The organism is Nocardia sp. CA-128927 (assembly GCF_050955855.1).
In the GTDB taxonomy this organism is placed as follows: Bacteria; Actinomycetota; Actinomycetes; order Mycobacteriales; family Mycobacteriaceae; genus Nocardia.
Genome location: NZ_CP192087.1, coordinates 4628360 through 4646037, shown reverse-complemented (window position 1 = coordinate 4646037; position 17678 = coordinate 4628360). Strand labels below are relative to the sequence as shown.

The window sequence follows — 17678 nt, the reverse complement described above, 5'->3', positions numbered from 1 at the left end:
TTACTCGCTCCCGACGGGAAGGTTTAGTTCGGCTACCTTGACCAGGCCCTGCTCTTCTCGGGCGGTTTCCAGGGTGAACCGTGCGGCACGGCCTTTGACGTCGAGGGACGCGATCGAGTTGCCGAAGTGCGGGCCGCTCACCTTGTGCCACTGGACCGGGTCGGCGGAGATTCCGCGCCGAGCGGCGAGCCTGCGGAGCGCCGAGGCGATCGGTGTCGCCCAGGACAGGCTGAAGACCAGACGGAAGATCTTGGGTGGGTCGTTGTGGACCGGTGAGCACACCAGTTGCAGCACTTCGGATTTCGTCGGGTGGACGTAGGTGGCGCGGGCGGCGTAGCTGTGGTGTACGTCGCCGGATAGGACGCAGATCGTGCTCGGTGCGTCCGGTGCGGTGCCTAGTCGGTGGATCAGCTGCGCCAGCCGTTCGAAGGAGGCTCGGAACGCTGGCCAGTGCTCCAAATCGGCGGCCTGCCTGACCTTTTCGCCGAGTCGACCGCGCCAGCCCGGCAAGCCCGCCGCGCGCTCGTTCAGTGACTGCAAGTGGCTCAACGCATGTGGCATCAGCCATGGCAGCGACGAGCCGATGAGCAGGTGGTCGAAGTCGCCCGCGGCGTTCTCCTCGATCCAGTCGAACTCTTCGGATCCGACCATGAGCCGCTGACCGTCGAGTATCCGGCCGCTGCGCGTATCGATCACCAGCAGCCGGATCCGGCCGAAGTCGCGGCGATAGCTCCAGCGGGTGGGTTTGCGGCCGTCGACCTCCTTGTCGGCTTGCTCCGCGAAGTCCTCCAGCAGGCCCTGCACGTCCTCCCCCGCATCGATAACCTTGCGGTAGAGGATGTTTCGCGCCAGCTCGGCCGGGCCGAGGTTACCGATGTGCTGATACACCCAGTACGACGCGAGCCCCGCACGAATACGCTCGCGCCACCACGGCTGCTCCGCCATCTGCTCGCGCCAGGTCCGCGAGGTATTCCAATCGTCGCGCACGTCGTGATCGTCGAAGATCATCGAGGTCTGCACCGTCGACATCAACCAACGGATCTCCGGATCCGCCCACGACTCGTGATACAGCTCCGCATACTCACGAAACGACACCACCTCGTCCTCGGGTTCCTGCCCACCCCGCCGCCGCGCCAACCACTCCTTCATCCGCGGCGTCGGCTCGTCGGCATAAACCTGGTCCCCGAGCAACAACAGCGCATCCGGCCACTGCTCTTCGGGCAGCGCCTGCATCCGCACCGCATACGCGTCCAGCGCATCGGGCCCCACCTTGTCCGGCCCCTCCCCCGGTGTCGCCTTCGCCGCCCGGCACGAGCCGAACAGCACCTTCTCGACAACCTGTGTACGAATCCGACACGGCGGCAACGCAGATCCCGCCTCCGGCCACACAGTCACCCCATCGAGCGCCACCTCATAAGGAATCGAGGCACCGGACGCCAACCCCTCTATCACCACCAGCGCAAAGTGCTGCTCCCCCACCTGAAACGTCCGCGCACCCCGCCCCAACACCCCCACCTCACACGAACCGTCCGTCTCCACCCAAACAGTCGCCGAAGACGCATCGACATGCCGCAAAGCCGGGCCCAAAACCAACTCAGCCATACCAGCCGACGTTACTTCGTAAGACGGCAGCGGGTTCGAGAAAAGGGCGGACAGTCTCGAACGCCTTCAGCAGCCCAGTTTTTCGGCGAGTTCGATGAAGCTGGTGGCGGTCAGGTCGCTGGGGGTGTCGGCGGCGCGGTCGGCTTTGCGGTCTGGACCCTTTTCGTGAGGGCGTTCGAGGAAGGCGGTGCGCAGGCCGACCTGGCGGGCGCCGTCGATGTCCCAAGCTGTGCGCGACGACCATGAGTATCTGGGCGGGTTCGACGTCGAGTAGGCCTGCCGCGGTGCGATATACCTGCGGCGCGGGCTTGTACGCCCGGGCCTGTTCGGCGGAGAGGATGCAGTCGAAGGGGAGGTTTGCGGCCTTGACCAGGCGAGTGAGGAGTGCGAAGCCGCCGTTGGAGAGGGCGGCCATGGTGTAGCGCTTGCGTAGGCGGGCAAGGCCTTCGATGGAGTCGGGCCAGGCGGGCAGGAGGTGCCAGGCGCGGACCAGGCGGGCGCGGGCGTCTTCGTCGAGGGCCGCGCCGACGTTGTGGCGGCCGAGCAGGTGGTCGAGCGACTCGCGGTGCAGCGTGTCGAGGTAGACCCAGGATCGTTCGCCGTCTCGAACACATTGCATGGCAGGCCGATACATATCGCGCCACTGGTTGGTGAAGGCTTCGGCGTCGAGATCGACACCGGCAGTGCGGAAGACATCGGCGGCCTGCTCGGACACCCCGGTGAACCAATCCACGGTGGTGCCGAAGATGTCACAGGACACCACCTGGATCTCTGTCGGATCGAACGCGGTCATCGGCTCTCTCCCTTCAGCCCCCACAACAACATCGCACAGATCGAAACGGCGCGCGACGGTCTCGCGGACCTACCAGTCGACGAGGCCGAGCTCGTGCAGCTTCCGGAATACCAGCATCGAGCCGGGCGCGACGTGGTCCATCGCGGCGTACTCGCTCACCGTGAAGTACCGCAGCTCGGCGATTTCGCTGGTCGGCTGGGGCTCGCCGTCCAGTTCGGCGGTGAAGCACGTCATGTGCAGCTGTGTGCCGAAGGCGTGGCCGTAGGCCTCGGCTTCGAACACGCCGAGCTGGTCGAAGGACAGGACGCCGACGCCGAGTTCCTCGCGCACCTCACGATGCAGGGCCAGCTCGGGGGTCTCGCCGGGGTCGATCTTCCCGCCCGCCATGTAGAAGACTTCTTTGCCGATCGATCGCGCCTGCAGCAGACGACGATCCCTGACGTGGGCCAACGCGGCTGTGCGAATCACCGGACTACCCTACTTTTCCGCCTCTGGATCGCTGCAAGCGAATATCCACCACAGCGTCGGTATCGAGTAGTGGACACGTACTCGACCCGGTCAGCGGCACCAAACCTGTTCGGCAACCACTATCGTGACGGAGCGAAACTGTTCAATTTGGCGAGAAGCACGGGGGCACACACGGTGAACACCACGCAAAGTGGATGGTCGACCCTCCCATCGGAGCCGGAGCGCGCCCAGCACAACCGCAAGGTTCTGATCGGTTTGGTGGCGGGCGGCGTACTCTTCGCACTTGTCGCGGCGGTCTGCGTCGGGATTGTGGCGCGGGATCTCAGCAAGGACGTCATCGGCACGCCGAAGGCGGTCCAGAACGCCAGCAAGCTCACGCCGAGCAGCCAGCTTCCCCCGGCCAACCCGCTCCTCGCGGCTCCGGCCGGCGTCACCGACAACGGTGCGGTCCGGATCGGCGACCCTGCCGCGAAAGTTGTTGTCCGCGTTGTCGCCGACCTGCAGTGTCCCGCGTGCCAGATGTTCGAAAAGGCCAACGCCAAGGTGCTCGAGGACGCCGTCACCAGCGGCTCGGCCGTCGTCGAATACAACGTCATCTCGTTCCTGGACCGGGCGTCTTCCAGCCAGTACTCCTCGCGCGCGGGCAACGCGTCGTACTGCGTGGCCGAAGCGGACCCGTCGAAGTACCAGGCGTGGTTCGCCGCGATGTTCGAACAGCAGCCCGCCGAGGGCGGCGACGGCCTCCCCGACGACCGCCTGATCGAGATCGCCCGCGACGCCGGATACGCCGATCCCACAGTGGCCCAGTGTATTACCGACCGCAAATACGACCCGTACCTCCGCGCGAAGACCAAGGAGCTCCTCGCCGGCGGCATCAAGTCCACGCCGTCGGTGTTCGTCGACGGCCAGCAGGTAACCGACGCCCAGCACATCTTCGGCCAGGACGGCCTCGCCCCGCTGGTGACCGCCGCGAAGTAAGGGCGCCTGGCGCAGGCAGGCCGCGGGTGGATTGTGGTTTTAGGGAACGCGTTTCGGCGCTATCCGCTAGTTTGCTCGCTATGAATCCACGTTGGGGCGCTGCGCTCGCCATTACCGTCCTATCGTTGTCCGGGCTGGTTGCGGGTACTGCGCCGGCATCGGCCGGTCCGCCTGTGGTGACGTGTAGCTTCACGCCTACCGCCGCGGACAACCCGGCGGCTCGGCCGGTGGTGGCGCCACCGCCGGTCGCGGTGGCGGTGGGCACCATGGATGTGACGTTCCAGTTCAACTATGGGGCGGTGACCGTGCGGCTCAATCGGGGCGGGGCCGCGCCTTGCGGCGTGCAGAACATGGCGAGTCTGGTGCTGCAACGGTTCTACGACCAGAGCCAATGCTGGCGGCTGACCGATAGCGCTCGGCTGGGTGTCTTGCAGTGCGGGGATATCCACGAGGTGGAGAAGGGCGGGCCCGGCTACCAGTTCCCCGACGAGGTCGACGGCACCGAGACGTATGAGCGTGGCACGGTTGCTATGGGTAATCAGGGGCCCGGCACGAATGGCAGCGAGTTCTTCATCGTTCACTCCTTCGCGCACATCCCGGCGAACTACTCGGTGCTCGGCCAGGTAGTGAGCGGGATGGACGTGCTGGATCGGATGGTCGCGGCCGGGATCACGCCGACCGAGCGCGGTCCACTCGATGGACTTCCCGCTCAGCCGGTCGTGATCAACGGCGCACACCTGGTCTAGCAACACCGCGAGACCCCATAGTTGGGGGGTGCTGTGCGGCAAACGGTTTCACGACATGGTGCGGTAGCTTCGTAGGGATGAGTACATCGAAGAACAGTGTGCAGTGGACGCGTGGGATCGGCGGTGTCGTGTTGGCCGGCGGGATTGTTGCCGGTGTGCTGGCAGGATCGGGGACCGCAGCAGCGGAGAGCGGGCAGCCCGTCGGCAGTGCGATCGGTACGTCCGCGATCGCGGACGACGGGTGCACCTTCTCTTCGGTCGGTGGTTCGTGCACCGACCCGGGACCGGTCGGCGGCGCATTGATCGCCTTCAAGAATTGGCTGAAGACCATGGGGTACGGGACGGGAAGTTCGTCGGGGACCGCCTACTTCTTCTGACGGTCGGAAATCGATCGAATGCCCCCGCTACGGCGGGGGCATTTCCATAGCTGTTGAGCTGGTTGGGATTTGGGGAGGGAACAGGGATGATTCCTGAATGGTCGAAGCAACTTCCATGGGGAGTGCGGATCGAGTGGGGGTTGGCTGGGGCGCGGGCTCTCGGGCCCGATAGTGCGGCCGTCGTAGTCGTTGATGTGCTGTCCTTCACGACCTCGGTGTCGGTCGCGGTCGACGCTGGGACACGAGTCTTCCCGTACCCGTCGCGCGACGACACGGCCGCGGAATTCGCGCTCGACCACGACGCGCAACTGGCCGTCGGACGTAAAGCCGCGTCCGCGCAACAGCCGTGGTCACTGTCTCCTGCGGCGTTGCGACGGGCACCCGCCCCACCTCGTCTGGTGTTGCCGTCGCCGAACGGATCGGCCATTTCGGCCGCCGTCAGCGGAGTGCCAGTGCTCGCGGCCTGCCTGCGGAACGCCTCCGCGGTCGCGCGCTGGATGGTCCAGCAAGGCTGGGGCACCGCGGAACGCCCGATCTCGGTGATCGCCGCGGGTGAGCACTGGCCGGGACAGGACGTGCTGCGACCCGCGATCGAGGACTGGTTCGGCGCTGCCGCGGTCATCTCGGCCCTCGCCGAGAACGGTGCCGGGCCGCTGTCGCCCGAGGCATCGGCGGCCAAGACCAGCTACGACGGGACCGCTGACGTCCCTCTGCTGATATCCCGATGTTCCTCCGGCCGCGAATTGGCGGATATCGGGTTCGCCGACGATGTCGCCGTCGCGATCGAAATCGATCAGAGCAAGGTCGTTCCCATGCTGGTAGATGGGGCTTTTACCGACGCCGCACACTGATCTGGCGGAGAATGATGACCTAAGTGTGACGTCCGGCCGGGCGGGGACTTTCCCACCCGGGGCACGGGTTATACGTGGGGCCGATATGAGGAGGTCATGTGGCACAGGAATACAACAGGAATCCCGCGGCCGTCGCCGCCCTGTCACCTGAGCAGTACCACGTCACCCAGGAGAACGGGACCGAGCGGGCGTTCACGGGCGAGTACTGGGATAATCACGAACCAGGCATCTACGTCGATGTGGTGTCCGGTGAACCGTTGTTCGCTTCGGTCGACAAGTTCGACAGCGGATCGGGATGGCCGAGTTTCACCAAGCCGATCGACGCCGCGAATGTGGTCGAGAAGCGAGACTTCAGCCATCTGATGATTCGCACCGAGGCGCGCTCGGCGCACGGTGGCAGCCATCTCGGGCATGTGTTCACCGACGGGCCGCGCGCGGAAGGCGGCCTGCGGTATTGCATCAATTCGGCGGCGCTGCGTTTCGTCCACCTCGACGACCTCGAGGCGGAAGGGTACGCGCAGTACCGGACTCTGTTCACGAAGGAGGACGCATGAGCGAGCGTAGCGAGCGAGCGATAAGCACAGCCGACCTGTTGGTCATGGCGGAGCTGAGCGCCAGCGAGGCGCAGGCATGACCGACACGCGCAAGGCGATTCTGGCCGGCGGATGTTTCTGGGGCATGGAGGATTTGATCCGTAAGCAGCCCGGGGTGGTGTCGACGCGGGTCGGCTACACCGGCGGGCGCAACGACCACCCCACCTACCGCAACCACCCGGGCCATGCCGAGGCCGTGGAGATCATCTACGACCCGGCGCAGACCGATTACCGTGCGCTGCTGGAGTTCTTGTTCCAGATCCACGATCCGACGACCAAGGACCGCCAGGGCAACGACATCGGTTCCAGCTACCGTTCCGCGATCTTCTACCTCGACGAGGACCAGAAGCGGGTCGCGCTGGACACCATCGCCGATGTGGACGCCTCGGGGCTGTGGCCCGGTCCGGTGGTCACCGAGGTGACCCCGGCGGGTGAGTTCTGGCAGGCGGAGGCGGAGCACCAGGATTACCTGCAGAAGTACCCGGACGGGTACACCTGTCACTTCCCGCGGGCCGGTTGGAAGTTGCCGAAGCGGGAGAACGCCGCGCAGTAAGTCACTGAAGGCGTTCGGCCACATGGCAACTGAGTGACGCCGAGATCGTGCGTAACCGACTGCGCCACCTGAATCAGGTGGCGCAGTCGTCATTTTCGCGGCCGGTCGGCATCAGCCTCGGGTATGCCTGCGTCGTAAGGCGATTCTAGGTTCGGCGAGCTTCGAGCGCGTCCAGGATCAGATCGAGGCCGTAGTCGAACTCGGCTGCGTAGTCGTAGCCCGGCCGTAGTGCGTGGTCGGTGATCATCTCCCGGAGGTACGGCAGGTGATCCGGCGGTAGGTGTTCGAGGATGTTGCCCGCTACTTCCTCGACGTCGGTGGGTGTCGTCATCGGCAGGCTGGTTTCCTGGAGGACGTGTCCGCCGATGTAGCTGTCGATGAGCGAGATGGCGTGCGCTGCCATCGGGAGCGTGAAACCCGCCTCTCGGAGGACGCCGAGGTGTTGGGCAGACCGCGGATCTGCGAGATCGTCCCGAGCGGCTCGGGGTCGTACCCGGCGGTGTACACCTCGACCGGGGCGCCGACCGCGAGTGTAAAAGCGACGGCCGCGACCGCACCCAGGACAGCGCCGAAAGCCGCCAGCATTGCAGTCAAAACACGCACGAGCTACATCCTCTTTCAAGCTATTCGGTTCGCATACGCCGGGCAGGTACCTGAATCCGCCCGCCTACACAGGGAATCCGACGGACCAGCGGGACATCGAGCCATGCCAGGAGGTGACCATTGGAACTGGTCACCGGCTGGTCAGTCCGGGATGTGCGCTGTCCATCCGTCGCCGCCGACCCCAAGGCCTTCGCCCAGAGGGGCAAGCGTCTCCGGTGCTGTGCCTGGTCCGGGCTTGGAATCGTCGACGAAGTCCTGCGCAGTCTTCGGTGTCGGGCCGTCGATGTTCGATTCCTCGAGACCGTCGAGGCCGGCAGTTTGCTCGTTGACGAGCTTGTCGTTGTTGACCACGGAGCACTCCTTCGGTGTGGCTTCACGAAGGAACGGCCCACGGAAAGTTCTCCGTGGGCCGTTCCCGATGATGAAGTAGCGATACTCATGGCATCGAGTTCAACTCAAACCGTAGCGTCGGTCATTCGTCCACTCTTCGTGCCTTGCCGTCAGGGTCGATGTCCCATGCCGCCATGGTCATCCCTGGATGACTATGAACGCTCTCAGTCTCCACGGGATTCGTACCGACTAGCCAAAAACGAAGCGCCCGGAAGTGGTAGCCGTCCTGCTCCGCCGTCTCCCACTCCACTTGCACACTATCGTCGGCGGACAGGTTCCTGCGATCGGATTTCAAGGCTCCGAAGGAGGCCCAGCACCCTCCCGGTGTCGAGTCCGAGTCGATAACACCCCAACCTTCCTCGACATGCCACTCCCGCACTATTCCTAAGGTGGTCACTAATCGGGGACCGGTGATCCGAAGTCGAGAGTCATCCAACCTGCGGCTAGGAACCCACCGACGAGCAGTGCGGTGACCAGATATCCGACTGCAACCCCGCGCGTGCGTGGGAACAGCAGGAGCATCAGGCCAGGGGCAGCTAGCCCGAACGCCGAGATGGCCCAGGAGATCCAGTAGGACGGCGGTGTGTCGTCCAGCCGCTCACTCAAAGGACGAGGACGCGGACTGATGTCCGGCACCCCCAACGCACTCTGGAGCTTCAACTCAGCCGGGATATAGACGATGACCGCGATCAGCAGTCCGAAGGTCACGCCCCATCCGGCGCTCCAGCGGTTTTGCGGTCGGGTCTCGTTTGTGATCATTGTCGTCCTATCGTGTTCCGGACCAGGACTTTTCTGAGCCCGAGCCGTAGTCCAGGAAGGGTTTGGCCTGGCCGAGTTTCTCGCCGTCTACACCGGTTTGAACAGCTGCCTGCGCCAGATCGCCGTACTTGTCGCCCGCCGCGAAATTGTATACGTCATAGACGTGGGTCTGCTGACGGAGCTCGATACGATGGGTGCCAGGGCCTACACCACCGGGCTGGGCGATGACCGCGGTAGTCGAACACAGACTGTATCGGCCCAGTGCCTGGACTTGATCGTTGCTGTTACCACCTGTGACCTGCCACGGCGTGCTGACGATGATCTTCGCGGGCTGACCGGTCCGATCGGCTTCGGTGATCGCTTGCCGGATCGCGTCTTCCTTGTTCGCCTCCACCAGCGGGGCAGGCGGCTTCACCCCCGCGTAGTCGGTCTTGGCTTCTGCGGTCCAAGCGTCGACGATCTTCGAGTCCAACACGTAGTCGGTTCCGGTGTTCTTGTAATAGTGGTCCCACAGGTCTGCCGATTTCAGCCGGTCCTTCGCTTTGAAGTACGCGAGAACACCGGCAGCCTTCTGCAAGTTGGCTTGGGTGGCAGTGCCATCAGGGTCGGGAATGGTGTTGTACTTCGAGAGATCGACTGCCGGGTATCCCGGATGCAGGCCGGTGTCGTAGCTGGCGAATCCGCCGTCGGCTACCTGTTGCGCACGGACGTATTCGCCTCGGACATAGATGTTTCCGTGCTCGAACTGCTGGCTGACCGCTCCGGACTGGCCGGACACGGGCGTGGCTTCTCCGGTCGGGTAGCCGTATCGACTGCCTTCGTAGCCGGAGCCGGCCCACACGTCGAAGATGCGTCCGCTCACGGCGTGAGCACCTGTGGCGGGCGACCAATAGATCATGCCGCGTTCGAACCGATTGAACCGTCCGGCTCCGTCCGGGGTTCCGGTTTCATCACTCGTCGGATATCCGAGATAGCCCTGTTCCCAACCGGTTTGGCCCCACCTGTCGAAAATCGCGCCACCGATCGAATACCCCTCGTTGAGCTTCCAATAGATGGTCGCGCCGGTGAAATGCTGACGGCGGCCGATCTTGTCGGGATTGACGATCTCGTCGGTGGTGGGGTAGCCGATGTAGCCGCCCTCATAGCCGTGACGTGCCCAAGCGGCCAGGAAGTGGTTGACCACCGGGTGGGCCCCGCCTTCGAGCGACCAGTAGATGGGGCCGTTGACAAATTCGGTGCGTTTCCCGCGTCCGTCGGGGTTGGTCAGCTCGTTGGTTTTCGGGTGCAGCAGAAACCCGTTGGGGCCACCAAGGGAGTTGTACTTGTCGCGGATCGCGCCACACACCTCATACGGGGCGGGCCAATACACCTGACAGCCATCAGAGACCCGGAGCTGCGCATTACGCGAGGCCATCGCGGCCTCCATCGTCTCAGCTTTGTCGGCGTCGGCCTTGGTGTAACCGTCGGGGATCTGCTCGCGGTCCGAACGCATCTTGCCGGGCACGATCTTCGCATTGGGGCGCTCGGTGGCCTTCCAGTCGCCGAGCTCGGTCTTCTGCTTGGTCGGTGGCGTCGACGGTGCGGGCACCGATGTCGAGGGTGCCGGTTTCGACGTCGAGGGTGCCGGCACCGAAGTCGAACTCGGTTGCGGCCGAACTTGACTCGGCGTCGGATCCGGTGTTGGCCGCGCCGAGCTCGGGGCCGGGGTGCGGCTCGGCTGGGTCGCCGGACCCGTACTCGAGGGCGCTGGCGACGGAGTAGCCGGCGGTCGGGTCGGCGTGACCGTACCCGGGACGGCAGGGCTCGTTGTCGTCGAGGGGTTCGGAGCGGGAGTCGGGTCTGCGGCCGCGACCGAAGCCGCGAGGGCGACGGTCGACAGCACGGCGCCGGTAAACGCCAGTAGCCGGGAACGCAGGCGTGATCTACGCCGAGAGACGGGTTGTTCTTGGGGTGGGGTCAATGCCACTTCTCTGTGTCGGCGGCGACCGGTTGTGGGGTCGCCGTTGGATACTGTCTTTGATGCTTCGAGCCGCCAGATTACTCAGTCGCTCAACAGGATTCGCGCACGAAGAGGTCAGGTTTCGACCTGGTACGTGGCGCTTGATCACCTTGAAGCGGTTGACATGTTCTCCGACCGGTCCACTGCTCCAGGGCAGCGTTGAGCCCGCGGTGACGGCATCGACGTCGCGGCGCAAGCCGCAGACGAAAGGAGTGCATGGCTGGCAGATCGCCGCCGTTGACGGATGCGATCCACCAGCTCATGGCTGCGAAGCTGACCCAGTGGCCGCAAAGGCGCGGACGCGCTGCATGTCATCGCTGGCCGCAGCCGCCGAACGTAGCGTGATCGCGGGCTATCCGGTTCTGGCGTTGCGTATCGCGGCGGTCACCGCGACAGCATCGGCCTGCATGCCGACGGCGTTGGGGTGCAGGGTAGCCGCCTTCGAGCCCGGCACCACCGGTTCGACCCAGCGGGTACCTACAGGTTGGCAGGCATCGTGGCCGAGGCTGGCGGTGTAGGTGTCGACGAACACGGCGTTGTTGAGTCGCGATTGGTCACCCAACACGGTGTTGAGTTCAGTTTCGATGCCATCGATGTAGGCGGCATCGCCGTCGGTGATGGGGACCTGCGGATAGCAGCCACCGTTGCGGGGCAGGATGTCGGGGTATCCGACGACGAAAACCTTAGCGGCAGGGGCGATCTGATGGATTTTGGCGATAGCCGCACCGATGACCGGTGCGTCGGCGTGGATCTGGTCGACGAAGGTCGAGCCGTAGGTGTCCTTGCACGGAGTGCCGGTGGGAGTCAGGCTGTCAGTGGCGATACAGGCGGCAACCACGTCGCGGAAGGTGTTGTTGTCGTTACCACCGATGCCCAGTGTCACCACCTTGGTCGTGCCGGTCAGGGCGGTGATCTGCGGAGGCTGATCCGGGAACTGCGCGGTGGTGGTGACATTCCCGGTCTTGGCACCGGTACAACTGCGGTCCTCGAGTTGCAGCCCGAGCGTGGACGCGACCAGGTGCGGATAGTTCACCGCCGATCTGGCACAACCCAACGGAGCCACCCGATCCACCGGCGCGACGTTCGGGCCCGCCGTGTACGAATCGCCCAGGGCCACATAAGTGTCGCTGGCAGCGCCAGCGGCGGGCGCGGGCGACAGCACCGCCGCGACCGCAGCAGCGACCAGAACTACGGCCAGGGACCCCGAAACACTCAACTTCATCATTTCTTGAGATTCCACTTCCAACTAGTAATGATTTGAACGCTGCGATACTCCCCGCGCTCGCTATCGGAACCAACGCTCACACTGAGCCCCGGTTCGCCCCAAACGACCTATCGCATTGCTGAGCGACCCAACGACGCCCGCGCAGTAATTCGGTTGCCAGACAGGCGATCTCGCCGCGAACACCACCACACCCGGCAGTGATCGGTGCCCGGCCTCCGGCGAGCCTGGATCCCGGGGCTACGCAAGGTCGGTGACACCACACCGTGTAACGAGAGCCCGCTAACCAACCGAGCTTCTCATTCTTATTTCTCGGCCGGAGAATTCATCAACCCGCTCGACTGAGGTTCCCCCCAAATGGTGGACGGGGGGTTATGCGGCCGAAGTGGCCGCGAGGAGTGACCGCTCATAATTGTCGGGGCTGAGCATCCCGATCGTGGAGTGGCGTCTTCTACTGTTGTAGAAATTCATCCATTTGTCAACTGCTGCAACGAGTTCCGCTTTGGTGGCGAAGGTGTGTCGATAGTAGTATTCGTGTTTGAATGTCGACCACAGGCTTTCCGCGCCGGCATTGTCCCAGCATATTCCGGTCGATCCCATGGATCGGCGCAGACCGTGCCGATCGCAGGCGGCAGCCATGTCGTTGGCGGTGTACTGGCTACCTCGGTCCGAATGCAGAACCGTGCCCGCACACGACCCGCCACGCGCCGCTACCGCCCGGTCCACGGCGTCGGTGACCATCTCGGTCCGCATGTGATCGGCCACGGTCCAGCCGAGCACCTTCTTGGAATGCTCGTCCTTGATCGCGCACAGGTACATATCGCCTTCACCGCAAGTCAGATAGGTGATGTCGGAAACCCAGACTGCGTCTACACGGCCCTGGTCGAAAAGACGTTGCACCAGGTCGTCCGGGAACGACGCGGTCGGGTCCACGATCGTGGTCCGCACCTTGAAGGTGCGCGGGCTGATCCCGGCCAGCCCGATCTCGGCCATGATCGCCGCGACCGTCTTCTCCGACACCCGATCACCGCGATCGCGCAGCTCGGCGGTGATCCGCGGAGCCCCGTAGGTCCCATCGGAGTCTTTATGGACGGCAAGGATCTTCACCGTCAAGTCGGCGCGCCGCTGCTGCCGATCGGTCAACACAGGGGCCGTCTTCCGCTTCAGGTACGCGTAGAACCCTGAGGTCGATACACTCAACAACCGCGCCATGCGCGTGATATCGGCTGTGCTGCCGTTGATTTCGGTGGCGGCGCACTGCGCTGCCATCAGCTCGAACCGGGCCGGTTCTGCTGCATCGCCGCGAAGTACGCGCTCGCTTTTTTTAGGAAACTGACGTCTTTCTCCAGCTCGCTGACCTGCTTGCGTAACCGGAGCAACTCTGCCCGCTCGGCCGGGCTCAACGGCTGCTCGCCGTGTACCTCGGCCGCCGCTATCCGGCGGCGTTCGTCTTGGACCCATTTAGCGAGAAGGCTTTCATGCAAACCCAACTCGCCAGCCACCGCGGCGATCGTGCGACCGGAATCGATCACCCGATGCGCGGCCTCGACCCGGTACTCGGCCGTGAACGACCGGCGCTTCCGAGACGATGACATACTGGACATCCTTCCAGCAGGACCGCGATCCCGCTAAATCGGTGTCCACTGCTTGGGGGGAGCCTCAGACCACACCCTGCAGCCGAGCGTCACTTCACTGACCCGATCAATCCGAGTCAACTGGCGAATGAATGCGACGCCACAAGACAACGCGCATCGCCTCGCCGTCACCCATTCATATATCTGCGCTCGTCAATGACTGGCCTGCCATTCACTAACGAGTCGACACCCCATCACCTGGTCATCGACGTTAGAACCGTCCCGAACAGCCTCTGCGAGAAGCGAACTCGGCGACTCACCGATCACGACGGAGCACGTGTTACTTCGGGCAGCCGTTGGTAGTCGGGTTGGTCGCGCACAGGGCAGCGCTACCGGTGCCCGCGCTACCGGTGGACAGCGCAGTACCGGCAACGTTGCCGTTGCCGACCTTGACCCCACCACTGACCGAGGAACCAGAGTCACTGCTCCCAGCACCCAGCACCTCGATCAGACCACCCAGCGTGCTTGCCGAACCCGTGCTCGCGACAGGTGCCACCGGAGTGGTCTCCTCGGCCGACGCCGCACCCGCCGCAGCCAGCATCAAACCCGATGCCACAACCACCGCGGCACCGACCGCACGCAACTTCTTCATCGAATTTCTCCTCATCAGAATTTTTAACGCCACCCCCATCGGTCCCCACCGAAAGGGTCGCGACCGAGTCAACACAAGCTGTGTCGATGATTTTTAACATATCTTCTAGAGACTGACAACCCGAAGCGACAACACTGCCCAAATGCATAGACCTCGAGAAATAGAATCATCGAACCCTACCCAATGAAAGCCGGGCACACCAAACTACCCGTACCCCACGATCAGGGAAAGGGTCAATTTCTACATATGTGCGCCTACTGAAATTCTTGAGCCCCGCAGCAGCACAGCTCACACTTCCACCACACGGAATGCAACCAACACTCACGAATGCGATACGACGATCCACGGCGATAGGCCGAATTACCTCCGAGCGTCCACACCCCTAATAACGGAGTCGCCATCAGTATTCACTGGCGTGCGATGAGCCCTTTAAGCGTTATGCGGTGTAGCTGGTGGCGGTCGCTCGTATTTGCCTCACATAAGTATCGGAATGGTTGTAGGCGAAGATGGCGTTTCGCCAGCCCCGAGCGGTGGCCAGGTCACCACCGGAGGCACACAGGTAACGCCCGGCCGCCAGAGCCGCGTCGTCGATGTTGTCCGGGCTGCCGAGCTGGTCGGTAGATACCGCGGGTTTGGCTTTCTCGACGGTGCTGGCCAGGGTTGTGTAGTCGGTGTCAGCGCGCACACCCCACCGTTTCCACGTGTCGGGAATGAACTGGAACGGACCCGCCGCTACCGCATACACCGTATGCCCAGCCCACGTCGAGGCATCGGGATCGATGATGCGGGCGTTGCCGTTGGTGCCATCCAGGGCGACACCCCGGATCGGAGGTTTCACCAGGCCGTCAACAGCGATCTTCGCACCGCGATGACGGCCGTGATCGCTTTCCACCCGGGCGATACCAGCCAAAGTGGTCCACCCCAGATGGCAACCGGGTTGAGTTTTGGCCAGCACCACCGCCGCATACCCGTAAGCCTGCAACGCACGCACCGGAATCCCGTACTTACCGCCCCGACTGCGCGCCCACTCCTGCAGGGGCGCGGCGTGGCGACCGGCCGCGACGAGCTGGATCGCCGGTAACGGCTCACCGGCACCAGGCGGCGCGGCACCGACCTCACGATCAGATCCACCACCGCACCCCGCGACAACGGCAGCCACCGCGACTACCGACACCAGCAACATAAGACGTGGCACGATTCCCCGCCGACCACCCGCGCTCGGTATGTATCTGCTGTTCATCATCTTTCGAAACTCACCGCCACCATCTTGTCCAGCGCCGAACATCTACGTCTGTCACCTACCTGCACGGACGAGCCGTGGTCGTGGCGGTGGTGGTGGTAGTCGGCTTCTTCGACGTCGGTGCCGGTGTAGTCGTGCGTTGCGGACTTGTCGTCGCCGGCGCCCGGGTGATCGTTGTCGGTGACGGCGTCGTCGTCTTGGGCGGTGTTGTTGCCGTCGGGCACCCGGTCGGCTTCGCCGTCGACGGCCTCGGCTGTGGGGGTGCTGTCGTCGCCGTGACGATCACGGTGACGGTGACGGTTGCGGTGGCGTCGTACCAGCCGGGACAACCACAGTCACCGTCGACGGGCCACCACCCGGGGTAGGAGGCTGCCGGGAGGCTTGTACCGAAATGCTGCCGTCGATCGAGAGGCCGGGACCCCGCGCCGCTGTCGGTGTCTCCGTAATCGTGGACGGCGCAACGGTTTCGGTCATAACGCTGGTCTCCGTCGTCACCGGGTCTCCGCTGACGTTCTCGATCGAGGCCGAGTCGGTCACCGTCACTGTGGCCGGAGTGATCGACTGATCACTGCCCTCGGGTTCCACATTCGGAATATCACCCGGAGGGGGCACATCACCCGGTGTCTCGGAAACGGTCGTCGGGAAACTTGTCTCGAGCGGTGTCGTCGTGCTGGCCAGACCGCCCTGCAACAGTTGAGTGATGTCAGCGAAGCTCTGCGTCCCCGACGACGCGGCATCAGTCACCGCGTCAGACTTTTTCGGTCCGGTCCCTGTCACGATCAAGACCGTGATCACAGCGATGATCGCGACGGCCGCGGCCACGGCGTAGGGCAGATGCCGACGAACATCACCCGCGCTGGCGTATTCGATGACCCGCCGCCATCGCCGCAGCAGCGGCGACACCGACTCCTCATCAAGAGCCTCACCACCATCGGAGACATCATGGTCCGACACATCGTCGACCGAGTCACCGGCAGTTTCAACGGCATTCGTCTCATCCGAAACGCGCTCACCGTCTAAAGCACCAACGGGGATGGCGATGACTTTGGTCGCCTCGGGATCGTCGTAGTCAGGTTCGTTGTTGTCGGGTGGTCTCACCAGGTGTTGCTTTCTTTCTCAGAGACGAGCCGCCCCACAGCTTCATTGGCATGCAGGATGGGCTCGTCGACGGCCCACACAGGCACGTACTACGAGTGACGGACATCCGATGTGATGTGTGATCCGTGGAACCGCGCTGCCCGCACGGTTCCACGAATCAGGAGCGGCCATGCCGGTCAGACCCCGGCACAGCCACCCGCGATGACGACAGCGGATCTCAGGAACCGGTCACCACACCGCGCAGAACACGGCCCAAGAACCGCCCATTCGAAGAGCCCGACGACCCATCGCTCCCGCCCCCACCCTCCTGCGACCCAGTGTTGAGCGAACCGGAAGACCCGGTCGTCGACGAACCCGCGCCGACCACGAAACCACTTTCAACCGATACCAACTAGCAGGCAACCAACGCACCAACGCGTCGCCCTGACGACGAAACCTCATCACACTCCACAACACCTGAGCCCATTCCCTTGATGGACCATCCCCAAATCGGGCGAAAGCGTAGCAACGCGACAAACACTTCAAGACGGAACCAGTTGTGCACGATCCACCTGCGTTGTAGAACAGCTCACACAAATCTAGGCAGCGCATAGCGTCAGCAACTATTCAACAGTCTATTCTTCAACTTCGTTCCAGAGCAATAGATTTGAGTCATCCACACCACCGACCCCATCACGCCGATCACTCGAAACAGCTAGCTGCCCAACTAGATTCAAGTTGCCCAACCGGTACACGGCTCGTGACCATTGGTGTGCTCAATTGAAATCGCTTAACCGTCACTGTATCCCGAGTACGCAAGCCGATTATTCGAACGCGTCACATGAGCAACCGAGGCGTTACATCACTTTGGCACAACGTCTTTCGATGCCTTCGCCTTTGCGGTAAGGACACCGCTGACGCCGATCCATCGGGATACCCTTGGCTCTGAACAACATTGGTGCACACCCCTTCCATGCGGAAGGTCTCACGCACGTGGCACGACGCTAATGATTCGACTGCGGCCCCATCGACACCCAGACACTGGCCCTATGAGGCCGAGCCAGCGTGCCCAGTCGCCCGGACCGTTTACCCAGCAGATCCCCACTCTCAACCAAATCGGCTGCACACCTTCACATCTGACGAACCATCTGCCGCAGCATCCACGCAGCACACCATCCGATGAGTAGGCCTTGCCTAGACG

The 17678-nt window shown here is 63.6% G+C and carries 19 protein-coding genes and 1 pseudogene; 6 read left to right on the top strand and 14 right to left on the bottom strand.

Annotation, left to right across the window (positions count from 1 at the left end; all coding sequences use genetic code 11):
* The 3 genes from ACQPW1_RS21860 to ACQPW1_RS21850 all read right to left on the bottom strand — a co-directional run bounded on the left by ACQPW1_RS21860 (window position 1) and on the right by ACQPW1_RS21850 (window position 2863).
* Window positions 1–1602, bottom strand: coding sequence for an alkaline phosphatase D family protein (locus tag ACQPW1_RS21860; protein ID WP_433664537.1), 1602 nt, complete (start codon window positions 1600–1602; stop codon window positions 1–3).
* On the bottom strand, window positions 1595–2395 hold the full coding sequence (locus ACQPW1_RS21855) for a haloacid dehalogenase type II (protein WP_433664536.1): 801 nt from the start codon (window positions 2393–2395) through the stop codon (window positions 1595–1597). The genes ACQPW1_RS21860 and ACQPW1_RS21855 overlap by 8 nt, the downstream gene beginning before the upstream one ends.
* A gap of 69 nt (window positions 2396–2464) precedes the next feature.
* Window positions 2465–2863 (bottom strand): NUDIX hydrolase, encoded by a 399-nt coding sequence (locus ACQPW1_RS21850; RefSeq protein ID WP_433664535.1) that lies wholly within the window; start codon window positions 2861–2863, stop codon window positions 2465–2467.
* Between the two features lie 174 nt (window positions 2864–3037).
* On the opposite strand from ACQPW1_RS21850, the gene ACQPW1_RS21845 reads away from it, so the two are divergent.
* From ACQPW1_RS21845 to msrA, 6 genes are all read left to right on the top strand, one after another.
* Entirely contained in the window at window positions 3038–3841 is an 804-nt protein-coding gene (locus ACQPW1_RS21845) for a DsbA family protein (RefSeq protein ID WP_433664534.1), read from the top strand.
* 125 nt (window positions 3842–3966) lie between these two features.
* Window positions 3967–4587 carry a peptidylprolyl isomerase gene (locus ACQPW1_RS21840; protein ID WP_433664533.1) on the top strand — a complete coding sequence of 207 codons (621 nt, stop codon included), beginning with the start codon at window positions 3967–3969 and terminating at the stop codon, window positions 4585–4587.
* 77 nt (window positions 4588–4664) lie between these two features.
* On the top strand, window positions 4665–4964 hold the full coding sequence (locus ACQPW1_RS21835; protein ID WP_433664532.1) for a hypothetical protein: 300 nt from the start codon (window positions 4665–4667) through the stop codon (window positions 4962–4964).
* Between the two features lie 86 nt (window positions 4965–5050).
* Complete coding sequence (locus ACQPW1_RS21830) at window positions 5051–5815, top strand: 2-phosphosulfolactate phosphatase (RefSeq protein ID WP_433664531.1); 765 nt, start codon at window positions 5051–5053, stop codon at window positions 5813–5815.
* A gap of 98 nt (window positions 5816–5913) precedes the next feature.
* Complete coding sequence (gene msrB, locus ACQPW1_RS21825; RefSeq protein ID WP_433664530.1) at window positions 5914–6369, top strand: peptide-methionine (R)-S-oxide reductase MsrB; 456 nt, start codon at window positions 5914–5916, stop codon at window positions 6367–6369.
* 76 nt (window positions 6370–6445) lie between these two features.
* Entirely contained in the window at window positions 6446–6961 is a 516-nt protein-coding gene (msrA, locus tag ACQPW1_RS21820) for a peptide-methionine (S)-S-oxide reductase MsrA (protein WP_433664529.1), read from the top strand.
* Window positions 6962–7106: 145 nt separating this feature from the next.
* On the opposite strand, the gene ACQPW1_RS21815 is transcribed toward msrA, so the two are convergent.
* The 11 genes and pseudogenes from ACQPW1_RS21815 to ACQPW1_RS21765 all read right to left on the bottom strand — a co-directional run bounded on the left by ACQPW1_RS21815 (window position 7107) and on the right by ACQPW1_RS21765 (window position 16498).
* Entirely contained in the window at window positions 7107–7583 is a 477-nt protein-coding gene (locus ACQPW1_RS21815; RefSeq protein WP_433664528.1) for a TetR/AcrR family transcriptional regulator C-terminal domain-containing protein, read from the bottom strand.
* A 122-nt stretch (window positions 7584–7705) separates the two neighbouring features.
* Entirely contained in the window at window positions 7706–7915 is a 210-nt protein-coding gene (locus ACQPW1_RS21810) for a hypothetical protein (protein ID WP_433664527.1), read from the bottom strand.
* Between the two features lie 435 nt (window positions 7916–8350).
* Window positions 8351–8713 (bottom strand): hypothetical protein, encoded by a 363-nt coding sequence (locus ACQPW1_RS21805; protein WP_433664526.1) that lies wholly within the window; start codon window positions 8711–8713, stop codon window positions 8351–8353.
* A 7-nt stretch (window positions 8714–8720) separates the two neighbouring features.
* Window positions 8721–10301 carry an LGFP repeat-containing protein gene (locus tag ACQPW1_RS21800; protein WP_433664525.1) on the bottom strand — a complete coding sequence of 527 codons (1581 nt, stop codon included), beginning with the start codon at window positions 10299–10301 and terminating at the stop codon, window positions 8721–8723.
* Window positions 10302–11064: 763 nt separating this feature from the next.
* Window positions 11065–11937 carry an SGNH/GDSL hydrolase family protein gene (locus ACQPW1_RS21795; protein ID WP_433664524.1) on the bottom strand — a complete coding sequence of 291 codons (873 nt, stop codon included), beginning with the start codon at window positions 11935–11937 and terminating at the stop codon, window positions 11065–11067.
* 369 nt (window positions 11938–12306) lie between these two features.
* Entirely contained in the window at window positions 12307–13395 is a 1089-nt protein-coding gene (locus ACQPW1_RS21790; protein ID WP_433653973.1) for an IS3 family transposase, read from the bottom strand.
* A pseudogene (locus ACQPW1_RS21785) lies at window positions 13287–13529 on the bottom strand (transposase); the annotation flags it as partial. The pseudogene ACQPW1_RS21785 and the gene ACQPW1_RS21790, both read right to left, overlap by 109 nt.
* A 319-nt stretch (window positions 13530–13848) precedes the next feature.
* A complete protein-coding gene (locus ACQPW1_RS21780; RefSeq protein WP_433664523.1) occupies window positions 13849–14160 on the bottom strand; it encodes a hypothetical protein in 312 nt (103 codons plus the stop codon).
* Between the two features lie 436 nt (window positions 14161–14596).
* Window positions 14597–15400 (bottom strand): lytic transglycosylase domain-containing protein, encoded by an 804-nt coding sequence (locus ACQPW1_RS21775; RefSeq protein ID WP_433665300.1) that lies wholly within the window; start codon window positions 15398–15400, stop codon window positions 14597–14599.
* Window positions 15400–15729: a hypothetical protein gene (locus tag ACQPW1_RS21770; protein WP_433664522.1), complete on the bottom strand. Its 330-nt coding sequence runs from the start codon at window positions 15727–15729 to the stop codon at window positions 15400–15402. The genes ACQPW1_RS21775 and ACQPW1_RS21770 overlap by 1 nt, the downstream gene beginning before the upstream one ends.
* A complete protein-coding gene (locus tag ACQPW1_RS21765; protein ID WP_433664521.1) occupies window positions 15683–16498 on the bottom strand; it encodes a hypothetical protein in 816 nt (271 codons plus the stop codon). Before ACQPW1_RS21765 ends, ACQPW1_RS21770 begins: the two co-directional genes overlap by 47 nt.
* Window positions 16499–17678 lie beyond the last annotated feature (1180 nt).

What these genes read in the sequence shown, in the direction of transcription:
- ACQPW1_RS21860 (WP_433664537.1), bottom strand. Translation starts at nt 1,602, where the DNA reads ATGGCTGAGTTGGTTTTGGGCCCGGCTTTGCGGCATGTCGATGCGTCT.
- ACQPW1_RS21855 (WP_433664536.1), bottom strand. Translation starts at nt 2,395, where the DNA reads ATGACCGCGTTCGATCCGACAGAGATCCAGGTGGTGTCCTGTGACATC.
- ACQPW1_RS21835 (WP_433664532.1), top strand. Translation starts at nt 4,665, where the DNA reads ATGAGTACATCGAAGAACAGTGTGCAGTGGACGCGTGGGATCGGCGGT.
- ACQPW1_RS21830 (WP_433664531.1), top strand. Translation starts at nt 5,051, where the DNA reads ATGATTCCTGAATGGTCGAAGCAACTTCCATGGGGAGTGCGGATCGAG.
- msrA (WP_433664529.1), top strand. Translation starts at nt 6,446, where the DNA reads ATGACCGACACGCGCAAGGCGATTCTGGCCGGCGGATGTTTCTGGGGC.
- ACQPW1_RS21805 (WP_433664526.1), bottom strand. Translation starts at nt 8,713, where the DNA reads ATGATCACAAACGAGACCCGACCGCAAAACCGCTGGAGCGCCGGATGG.
- ACQPW1_RS21795 (WP_433664524.1), bottom strand. Translation starts at nt 11,937, where the DNA reads ATGATGAAGTTGAGTGTTTCGGGGTCCCTGGCCGTAGTTCTGGTCGCT.
- ACQPW1_RS21790 (WP_433653973.1), bottom strand. Translation starts at nt 13,395, where the DNA reads ATGGGTCCAAGACGAACGCCGCCGGATAGCGGCGGCCGAGGTACACGG.
- ACQPW1_RS21780 (WP_433664523.1), bottom strand. Translation starts at nt 14,160, where the DNA reads ATGAAGAAGTTGCGTGCGGTCGGTGCCGCGGTGGTTGTGGCATCGGGT.
- ACQPW1_RS21775 (WP_433665300.1), bottom strand. Translation starts at nt 15,400, where the DNA reads ATGAACAGCAGATACATACCGAGCGCGGGTGGTCGGCGGGGAATCGTG.